Genomic DNA, 10207 nt, shown 5'->3' with positions numbered 1-10207 from the left:
GCCGGCGCTCTGCGCCGCCCGCTTCCAGCACGCCCTGGCGGCGGCCCTGGCCGAGGCGGCCGCTCTCGCCGTTGCTCTGAGGTGCCCCCCCGCCATGGCCAGCAGCGGCGGTGTCCCGGTGGCCCTGGGCGGCGGCTGCTTCCAGAACCGGCTGCTGCTGGAGGCCGCGATCACAGGCCTGCGGGCCAAGGGGTTGCAGCCGTTCTGGCCGCAGGTCGTGCCCTGCAGTGACGGCGGCCTGGCCCTCGGGCAGGCCTGGGCGGTGGGCGGTCCGTGGGCAGATCCGGCCAGCGCGCCTACAACCGGATGGAGTGTCCACGAGCCGAACCCTCCCCATGTGCCTGGCCGTGCCGGCTCGCATCCTCTCGATCCGGATCCAGCCGCCGCAGGGGGCGCCTGAACCGTCCGGGCACGATGCCGCCGCCGACGACGGCCTCTGGCGCATGGCCGAGGTGGATTTCGGTGGGGTGCGTCAGCAGGTGAGCCTGGCCTGCCTGCCCGAGGCGGCCGTGGGCGATCGGGTGCTGGTGCACGTGGGCCTTGCCCTCAGCCTTGTCGACGACGATCCCGCATGACCATCACCGTCGACGGCAACGAGGCTGTGGCCCTGGTGGCCTACCGCCTCAACGAGGCGATCGCCATCTACCCGATCACCCCCGCCTCACCGATGGGGGAGTGGGCTGATGCCTGGTGCACCGAAGGCCGCCCCAACCTCTGGGGCACGGTGCCGGCGGTGGTGGAGCTGCAGAGCGAGGCCGGCGCCGCCGGCACCGTGCACGGCGCCCTGCAGGCGGGGGTGCTGACCACCACCTTCACGGCCTCCCAGGGGCTGCTGCTGATGGTGCCCAACCTCTACAAGCTGGCCGGAGAGCTCACCCCCGCTGTGCTGCACGTGGCGGCCCGTTCGCTGGCGGCCCAGGGGCTCTCGATCTTCGGCGACCACAGCGACGTGATGGCCTGCCGCGGCACCGGCTGCGTGATCCTCTGTTCGGCCTCCGTGCAGGAGGCCGGCGACTTCGCCGCCATCGCCACCCGGGCGAGCCTGCTGGGGCGGCTGCCGGTGCTGCACATGTTCGACGGCTTCCGCACCTCCCACGAAATCCAGAAGATCCACCCCATCGACGATGCGGTGCTCCACGCCCTGATGCCGATGCAGGCGGTGGCGGACCACCGCCATCGGGCCCTCTCCCCCGACCATCCGGTGCTGCGGGGCACGGCCCAGAACCCGGACGTCTATTTCCAGGCGCGGGAGTCGGTGAACCGCTTCTACGACGCCCTGCCCGGGCACCTGCTGGAGGCGATGGCGCAGTTCGCCGGCCTCACCGGCCGCCATTACGGGCCCTACGAGTACGTGGGCGCCGCCGATGCCGAGTGGGTGGTGGTGCTGATGGGCTCCGGCTGCGAGACCGCCGAGGAGACGACGTTGGCCCTGAACGCCGCCGGCCAGCGGGTGGGGGTGCTCAAGGTGCGCCTGTTCCGGCCCTTCGTGGCGGCCCTGTTCACCGCCGCCCTGCCGCCCACGCTGCGCGGGCTGGCGGTGCTCGACCGCTGCAAGGAGCCCGGGGCCGGCGGCGAGCCCCTCTATCTCGATGCGGTGGCGGCCCTCAGTGAGGAGTGGTCCTCCTGCCACGGCGATCGCCCCCTGCCCCGGGTGGTGGGCGGCCGCTACGGCCTCTCCTCCAAGGAGTTCACCCCGGCGATGGTGAAGGCGGTGTTCGACAACCTCCGGCTGCCGCAGCCCTGCAACCACTTCACGGTCGGCATCGACGACGACGTCACCCATCGCTCCCTGCCCGTCGCGGCGGAGTTCCACGTGGATGGGGCCGACGAGGTGCGTGCCGTGTTCTACGGCCTGGGCTCGGACGGCACGGTGGGGGGCAACAAGGCCACGATCAAGATCATCGGGGAGCAGACCGACCTGTTCGCCCAGGCCTACTTCGTCTACGACTCCAAGAAATCCGGCTCGGTCACGGTGTCGCACCTGCGCTTCGGCCCCCGGCCGATCCGCGCCCCCTACCTGATCGAGCGTCCCACCCTGGTGGCCTGCCATCAATGGGACTTCCTAGATCGTTTCGACCTGCTGGCCGGCCTGGACGCCGGTGGGGTGCTGCTGCTCAACAGCCCCTTCCCGATCGAGGAGAGCTGGCGGCGGATGCCGGCGTCGCTGCGCTGCGGCATCCGTGAGCGGGGCCTGTCGGTGTGGCTGATCAACGCCTACCGGGTGGCGCGGGAGGCCGGCATGGGCAACCACATCAACACGGTGATGCAGGCCTGCTTCTTCGCCGTCAGCGGCGTGCTGCCGCGGCAGGAGGCGATCGAGCAGATCCGCGTTTCCCTGCGCAAGACCTACGGCCGCAAGGGGGAGGCGGTGGTGGCCATGAACCTGCGCGCCCTCGACGCCACCCTCGACAACCTGCTGCCGCTCGACTGGAGCCAGCTGCCGGCGGAGGACGACCTCCCGGTCGCGCCGCCTGTGGCCGACCGGCTTGCCTGCGCCCCCGCCTTCGTGCGCGAGGTGATCGCGCCCCTGCTGGAGCGGCGCGGCGATGCCCTGCCCGTCAGCGCCCTGCCCTGCGACGGCACCTGGCCCACGGGCACGGCCCAGTGGGAGAAGCGCAACATCGCCGAGTCGGTGCCGGTGTGGGAGAGCGACCTCTGCGTGCAGTGCGGCAAGTGCGTCATGGTCTGCCCCCATGCGGTGATCCGGGCCAAGGCGGTGGTGCCGGACGCCCTGGCCGATGCCCCGGAGGGATTTCGCCAGGCCCCGGCCCGCGATCCCGACTTCAAGGGCCGCAGCTTCACGATCCAGGTGGCCGTCGAGGACTGCACCGGCTGCGCCCTGTGCGTGGAGGTCTGCCCGGCGCGGGACCGAACCGAACCGAAGCGCAAGGCGATCAACATGGCGCCCCAGCGGCCCCTGCGGGAGCAGGCCCGAGGCCACTGGGACTACTTCCTGGGGCTGCCCGAGATGGCCCGCGGCGACCTCAACCTGCACAAGATCGGCCAGCAGCAGCTGCAGCAGCCCCTGTTCGAGTTCTCCGGCGCCTGCGGCGGCTGCGGCGAAACGCCCTACCTCAAGCTGGCCAGCCAGCTGTTCGGCGACCGCATGCTGGTGGCCAACGCCACGGGCTGCTCCTCCATCTACGGCGGCAACCTGCCCACCACCCCCTGGAGCACCAACGCCGAGGGGCGCGGGCCGGCCTGGAGCAATTCCCTGTTCGAGGACAACGCCGAGTTCGGGCTGGGCATGCGCGTCGCCATCGACCAGCAGCGCCAGATGGCCCTCGAGCTGCTGGGGCGGCTAGGGCCGGCGCCGGAGCGGAGCGACCCCCTGCTCCCCGGGGCCCTGGTGGCGGCGATTCGCGACGCCGACCAGCACGACGAGGCCGGCATCGTCGCCCAGCGGCAGCGGGTGGAGGAGCTCAAGCGGCTGTTGCACGCCGTGGCACCGGAGGCCCCCCGGGCCGCCGAGGTGGCCCGTCTGTTGGATCTGGCCGATGCCCTGGTCAAGAAGAGCGTCTGGCTGGTGGGGGGCGACGGCTGGGCCTACGACATCGGCTTCGGCGGCCTCGACCACGTGCTGGCCAGCGGCCGTGACGTGAACGCCCTGGTGCTCGACACCGAGGTGTACTCCAACACCGGCGGGCAGATGTCGAAGGCCACCCCCCGGGCGGCGGTGGCCAAGTACGCCGCCGGCGGCAAGGCCGCCCCCAAGAAGGATCTCGGGCTGATGATGATGAGCTACGGCAGCGTCTACGTGGCCAGCGTGGCCATGGGGGCCCGCGACGAGCACACGGTGCGGGCGTTCCTGGAAGCGGAGAGCTATCCGGGGCCGTCGCTGATCCTGGCCTACTCCCACTGCATCGCCCACGGCATCGACATGGCCCGGGGCATGGAGCAGCAGAAGGCGGCGGTGGACTCCGGCCGTTGGCTGCTCTACCGCTACGACCCGCGCCGCATCGAACGGGGCGAGCACCCTCTGCAGATCGACAGCCGGGGTCAGCGGCGTCCCCTGGCCGAAGCGATGGCCACGGAGAACCGCTTCCGCATGCTCTCCTTCAGCCAGCCGGAGCGGGCCCGTGACCTGGCCCGCCAGGCGGAGCTGGAGGTGGCCCGCCGCTGGGCCCTCTACCGGGCCCTCGCCGGCACCCCGGTGGAGTCCGAGCCAACGCCCCAGACCAAGTCCCCGACAGAGACACCGGCATGACCCGTCCCGATCTTTCCGTCACCTACCTGGGCCTGGAGCTGCGCAGCCCGCTGGTGGTGGGGGCCGCGGCGCCCCTCAGCGAGGACATCGACCAGTTGCTGCGCCTGGAGGAGGCCGGCGCCGCCGCCGTGGTGCTGCATTCCCTGTTCGAGGAGCAGATCGAGCGCGATCAGCTGGAGCTGCACCGGGTGAGCATCCAGGGGGCCGACAGCTACGGCGAGGCGCTCAGCTACTTCCCCGAGCCCTCGATCTTCCATGTGGGCCACGACCTCTACCTGCGCCACCTCGAGCAGGCCCGCTCCCGCCTGTCGGTGCCGGTGATCGCCAGCCTCAACGGCGCCCATCCCGGCCAGTGGGTGCAGGTGGCGCGGCGGATGGAGGCGGCCGGCGCCAGCGCCCTGGAGCTCAACATCTATTCGGTGCCCACCGATCCGGACCTCTCCAGCGCGGCGATCGAGAATCAGGTGCTGGAGATCGTCGCGGAGGTGCGCGCTGAGGTGTCGCTGCCCCTGGCGGTGAAGCTCAGCCCCTTCTTCACCAACTTCGGCGCCATGGCCAAGCGGCTGGCGGCCGCCGGCGCCGATGGCCTGGTGCTGTTCAACCGCTTCTACCAGCCCGACATCGACATCGAGGAGCTGGAGGTGCGGCCCAACCTGCTGCTGTCCACCCCCCACGACCTGCGGCTGCCGCTGCGCTGGATCGCCCTGCTGCATGGCCGTCACCCCCTGGATCTGGCCGCCACCGGCGGCGTGCACCGCGGCACCGATGTGGTGCGCCTGCTGATGGCCGGCGCCGCCATCACCCAGGTGGTGGCCGCCCTGCTGCGCCACGGTCCCGGCCGGCTGGCCGGGCTGGAGGAGGAGCTCAGCCAGTGGCTGCTGGAGCACGAGCACGCCACCGCCCGGGAGCTGATCGGCTGCATGAGCCAGCAGCGCTGCCCCGATCCCAGCGAGTACGAGCGCTCTCAGTACATGCGCGCCGTCCAGACCTTCCTGCCCGCCGATGCGGCGGCGGCGTCGGGTCCCTGGTGAGCGCATCGGTGGCGCTGACGGCGGAGGTGGCCGCCGTGCGGGAGCTGGCCCAGGAGCTGGTCGCGATCACCACCCGCCCCTGGACCCTGATGGAGGTGTGCGGCGGCCAGACCCACGCCATCGTGCGCTGGGGACTCGACCAGTTGCTGCCACCCGGGCTGCGGCTCATCCACGGACCCGGCTGCCCGGTCTGCGTCACCCCGGCCGCCACGATCGATGCCGCCCGGGCCCTGGCCCGCCGGCCCGAGGTGATCCTCTGCTCCTACGGCGACATGCTGCGGGTGCCGGGCAGTGCCGCCGATGGCGGACCGGGGGATCTGCTGGGGGTGCGGGCCGAGGGGGGCGACGTGCGCCTGCTCACTTCCCCGTTGGAAGCCCTCGCCCTGGCCCGGCGCCATCCGCAGCGCCAGGTGGTGTTTCTGGCGGTGGGCTTCGAGACCACCGCTCCCGCCACGGCCCTGCTGGTGCGCCAGGCGACGGCCGCCGGGGCGACCAACCTCTCCCTGCTGGCGGCCCACGTGCGGGTCCCCCCCGCCATGGCGGCGATCCTCACCGCCGAGGCCAACCAGGTGCAGGGGTTCCTGGCGGCCGGACACGTCTGCGCCGTGATGGGCACTACGGAGCTGGAGCAACTGGTGGATCGACACCGGGTGCCGGTGGTGGTGAGCGGTTTCGAGCCCCTGGATCTGATGCGGGGCCTGGTGGCCTGCGTGCGGCAGCTGGAGCGGGGCGAGGCCCGGGTGGCCAATGCCTATGGCCGGGTGGTGCGGCAGCAGGGCAACCCGGCCGCCCGGGCCCTGCTGGACTCGGTGTTTGAGCCGGTGGACCGGCCCTGGCGGGGCTTCGGGGTGATCCCGGGGGGCGGCCTGGGTCTGAAGGCGCCCTTCCGCCGCCTGGAGGCCGGCGCTCGCTTCAGCGACCTGCCAGGCGAACCGGCAGACGCTCCGGAGCCGGCGGGGGTCTGCATCAGTGGCGCCATCCTGCAGGGCCGTGCCCGGCCCATGGATTGCCCGGCTTTCGGGACCGCCTGCACCCCGGAGCATCCTCTGGGGGCACCGATGGTGTCCTCGGAGGGGGCCTGCGCGGCTTACCACCGTTACGGCCGCCGTGGCTGAGCCGGACCCGCTCGCCACGCCCCGGATCCAGCTGGCCCACGGCGGTGGCGGCACCTTGATGCAGCAGCTGATTGACGGCGAACTGCGCCGCCTCTACGCCGATCCCCACCAGGTGCTGCACGATGCGGCCCGCCTGTCCCTGCCCCACGGGCGGCTGGCTTTCACCACCGACAGCTACGTGGTGCACCCCCTGGAGTTCGAGGGGGGCGACATCGGCAGCCTGGCGGTGACGGGCACCGCCAACGACCTGGCCATGGCCGGCGCCAGGCCTTTGGTGCTGAGCCTGGGCCTGATCCTGGAGGAGGGGCTGGAGATCGCCCTGCTGCGCCGGATCGTGTCGTCGCTGGTGGAGGCGGCCCGGCGCTGCGGGGTGAGCATCGTCACCGGCGACACCAAGGTGGTGGAGCGGGGCAAGGGGGATGGGGCCTTCCTCAACACCAGCGGCATCGGGCTGCTGCAGGTGGACGATCCGATGGATCCGCTGGCGATCGTCCCTGGCGACCAGCTGGTGGTGAGTGGCGACCTGGGCCGCCACGGGGTGGCGATCCTGGCCGCCCGCCATGGCCTGGATCTGCAGCCCCCCCTGGCCAGCGACTGCATGCCCCTGTGGCCCGCGGTGGAGGCGCTGCTGGCCGCGGGGGTGCGGCTCCATTGCCTGCGCGATCTCACCCGGGGCGGCCTGGCCAGCGCCCTGCAGGAACTGGCGGCCCCCAACTCCCTGGAGCTGCAGATCGAGGAAGCGTGCCTGCCGGTGGCCGAGCCCGTGCGGCGCACCTGCGAGCTGCTGGGCTTCGATCCGCTGCACCTGGCCAACGAGGGCCGCTTCCTGGCGGTGGTGCCCGAGGCGGATCAGGAGCGGGCCCTGGCGGTGCTGGCTCCGGCGGGGGGGACCTGGATCGGTCGGGTGGCACCCGGCCCCCCCCGGGGCCGGGTGCTGCTGCGCACCCCCTTCGGCAGCGAGCGGGTGCTGATTCCCCTCAGCGGGGAACTGCTGCCACGGATCTGCTGAACCCTGGCGGCAGCTGCCCAGCGTGCCGCCAGCGTTTGTCGAGGGCATCCACCAGGATCACCAGCACCGGGGCCAGGGCCATCGGCCCCAGCCAGGCCAGGGGGAACGGAGCCATTCCAAACACGGCCGCCACAGGAGCCACCAGCACCAGGGCCGTGGCCAGCAGCGGTTCACTGATCCATCCCAGCCACAGCAAAGGATTGGGAAGACCCAACAGGGCCCAGGCAGGGCGGCGGTCACTGCGGCAGGCCAGCAGGGTGCCCATCTGGCTGGCCACGATCAGGCAGAAGGTGACGGTGGTCGCCTGCTGCTGGATCGCCACCACGCCGGCGTCAGCCGTGTGGTGCAGCAGCTGGGGGGCCAGGAGCCGCAGCTGGCTCCAGCCCACACCGTTGGCACGCCAGGTCAGCAGGTACCCCGCCATGGCCACCAGGCCCTCCACCACCCCCAGCACCAGATAGGCACGCACCAGCACGGCCCGGTTGAGCAACGGCAGGCCCTTGGGGCGCGGGGGCAGGCGCATCACCCCCGGCTCGGGTGGGTCGGCCCCCAGGCCCAGGGCCGGCAGCAGGTCGGTGCCCAGGTCGACGGCGAGGATCTGCAGCACCGTGAGGGCGGCGGGAATGCCGGCGATCACCATCGCCAGGAAGGGCAGCACCTCCGGCACGTTCGAGGCCAGCACGTAGGTGATGAAGCGGCCGATGTTGGTCACCACCGAGCGGCCGTAACGGACCGCCTGCACGATCGTGGCGAAGTTGTCGTCGAGCAGCACGATGTCGGCGGCCTCACGGGCCACGTCCGTGCCGCTGATCCCCATCGCCAGCCCGACATCAGCGGCGCGCAGGGCCGGCGCATCGTTGACGCCATCGCCGGTGACGGCCACCACCTCGCCGAGGGCGCGGTAGGCCTGCACCAGACGCAGCTTCTGCTCCGGCGCCATGCGGGCGAACACCAGCCGGCGGCGGTACTTGAGCAGTTGGCGCAGCTGCACGTCGCTGATCTGGGCCAGGGTGGAGCCCTCGATCACCCGCACCGGGTCGGCGCTGGCTTGCTGATGGGCTGTCGATCGGCCCGACGTTCGGGGCGGGTCGAGCAGACCGATCTGCTGGGCGATCGCCTGGGCCGTGAGGCCGTAGTCGCCGGTGACCATCGTCACCTTGATACCGGCTTCGCGGCACTGCCGGATCGCGTCCGGCACCTCCGGCCGCGGTGGGTCGTACAGACCCAGCAGGCCGAGGAACATCTGGCCGCACTCCAGGTCATCGCTCGGCACCGTGGTGGACTGGACGTCGCCGCGGCGCAGCGCCACGGCGATGACGCGGAAGCCTCTGGCGGCCAGCGAATCGTTGGCGGCCACCACCTGTTGGCGCAGCTCCATGGCCATGGGCACGTCGCCACCGGAGGACAACCAGCTGGTGCAGTGCCCCAGGACCTCCACGGGGGCCCCCTTGGTGATCAGAAGGGTGCCCCCCGTGGCGATAGGCAGCTCGTCGGCCTGGTCGCTCCAGTCCACCAGCACCGTCATGCGGCGGCGGAGGGAATCGAAGGGGATCTCCCGAAGCCGCGGATGTCGGCCCGGCAACGCCTCCGGCACCAGCCCAGCCTCAGCGGCGGCCACCAACATCGCCGTTTCGGTGGGATCCCCCACCCCCAGCCACGGTTCGGTGGCTTCACCAGAGCCGGCCACCGCCGCCTCGAGACGGGCGTTGGAGCACAGGGAGGCGGCGCGCAACAACAGCCGCTCCAGGCCCTCTGCGGGCAACGGCAGCCAGGTGCTCTCCACCGCCATCCGGTTGCCGGTGAGCGTGCCCGTCTTGTCGGAGCAGATCACACTCACCGAGCCCAGGGCTTCCACCGCCGACAGGCGGCGGACCAGGGCCTTGCGGCTCGCCATGCGCTGCACCGCCATGGCCAGGGCCAGGGTCACGGTGGGCAGCAGCCCTTCAGGGACGTTGGCCACGATGATCCCCGTGGCGAACACCACGCTCTCCAACGGGGCCATTCCGACCAGCAGGACGCTGAGGCCGAAGGCGAGCACGCCCATGGTCACGGCGATCGTGCAGATCGTGTGGACGATTTTGTTGACCTGCACCTCCAGCGTGCTGGTGCCGCGGGTGGTGCCGGCCGCCAGCCGGGCCACCTGTCCGAATTCCGTCTCGGCGCCCGTGGCGTAGACGAACGCCTCCCCCCGTCCTGAGGCCACCGTGCTGCCGGCCATCACCAGGTTGGCCCGCTCACTGGTGCTGACCGTCGCCTGCCGCTGGCTGGCTTCAGGGGCGTCACTCCGGCGCGCCACCGGCAGGGACTCGCCGGTGAGCACAGAAAGATCCAGATAGAGCGCCTGGGCCATGCTCACCCGACAGTCGGCCGGGACCCGATCCCCCTCCTCGAGCCGGACCCGATCGCCCGCCACCAGGTCCTCCGCCGGCAGAAAGCCCAGCTGGCCGTCGCGCCATACCTGCACCTGGCTGGGCAGGGCACGCGTGAGTGCGGCCAGGGTGCGCTCGGCCTGGAATTCCTGCCAGAAAGAGAAAACGCCATTGATCAGCACCACCGCCCAGATGGCCCAGCCCAGTTGGGGGGTACCGGCGGCGAAGGCCAGGACCCCGGCGATCCACAGCAGCAGGGCCATGAAGTGGACCATCTGGTCCAGGAAGCGCAGGGCCAGGGGTCGCCGCTTGGCCGGCGGCAGGCGATTGGGGCCGAACTGTGCCAGGCGTCGGTCGGCCTCTTCGCTGCTCAGGCCCTGCGCTGAAGTCTGCAGGGCCTGATGGACCTCCTCCAGGGGCAGCGACCAGATCGGCTGGGATGCGGCGAGAAGCACGGATCGGCAGCGGGGGCCACG

Annotated in this window: 6 protein-coding genes and 1 pseudogene; 6 read left to right on the top strand and 1 reads right to left on the bottom strand. The window is 71.8% G+C overall.

The genetic code is table 11. From position 1 onward, the window contains the following. From VB739_RS10885 to hypE, 6 genes and pseudogenes are all read left to right on the top strand, one after another. Positions 1-400, top strand: a pseudogene (locus tag VB739_RS10885) (hypothetical protein); the annotation flags it as partial. After that, a complete protein-coding gene (locus VB739_RS10880) occupies positions 336-575 on the top strand; it encodes a HypC/HybG/HupF family hydrogenase formation chaperone (RefSeq protein ID WP_323357083.1) in 240 nt (79 codons plus the stop codon). The pseudogene VB739_RS10885 and the gene VB739_RS10880, both read left to right, overlap by 65 nt. Then, positions 572-4207, top strand: a complete 3636-nt coding sequence (gene nifJ, locus VB739_RS10875; protein WP_323357082.1) for a pyruvate:ferredoxin (flavodoxin) oxidoreductase — start codon at positions 572-574, stop codon at positions 4205-4207. The genes VB739_RS10880 and nifJ overlap by 4 nt, the downstream gene beginning before the upstream one ends. After that, positions 4204-5238: a dihydroorotate dehydrogenase-like protein gene (locus VB739_RS10870; protein ID WP_323357081.1), complete on the top strand. Its 1035-nt coding sequence runs from the start codon at positions 4204-4206 to the stop codon at positions 5236-5238. Before nifJ ends, VB739_RS10870 begins: the two co-directional genes overlap by 4 nt. Then, positions 5235-6353, top strand: coding sequence for a hydrogenase formation protein HypD (gene hypD / locus VB739_RS10865; protein ID WP_323357080.1), 1119 nt, complete (start codon positions 5235-5237; stop codon positions 6351-6353). The genes VB739_RS10870 and hypD overlap by 4 nt, the downstream gene beginning before the upstream one ends. Continuing rightward, entirely contained in the window at positions 6346-7362 is a 1017-nt protein-coding gene (gene hypE / locus VB739_RS10860) for a hydrogenase expression/formation protein HypE (protein WP_323357079.1), read from the top strand. The genes hypD and hypE overlap by 8 nt, the downstream gene beginning before the upstream one ends. Here the strand turns inward: hypE and VB739_RS10855 are convergent. Continuing rightward, complete coding sequence (locus tag VB739_RS10855; RefSeq protein WP_323357078.1) at positions 7331-10186, bottom strand: cation-transporting P-type ATPase; 2856 nt, start codon at positions 10184-10186, stop codon at positions 7331-7333. The genes hypE and VB739_RS10855 overlap by 32 nt on opposite strands. Positions 10187-10207 lie beyond the last annotated feature (21 nt).

Origin of the sequence: Cyanobium gracile UHCC 0281, from assembly GCF_034931305.1 — a bacterium.
Taxonomy (GTDB): Bacteria; Cyanobacteriota; Cyanobacteriia; order PCC-6307; family Cyanobiaceae; genus Cyanobium; species Cyanobium gracile_A.
This window is presented reverse-complemented; position numbering and strand designations above follow the sequence as displayed.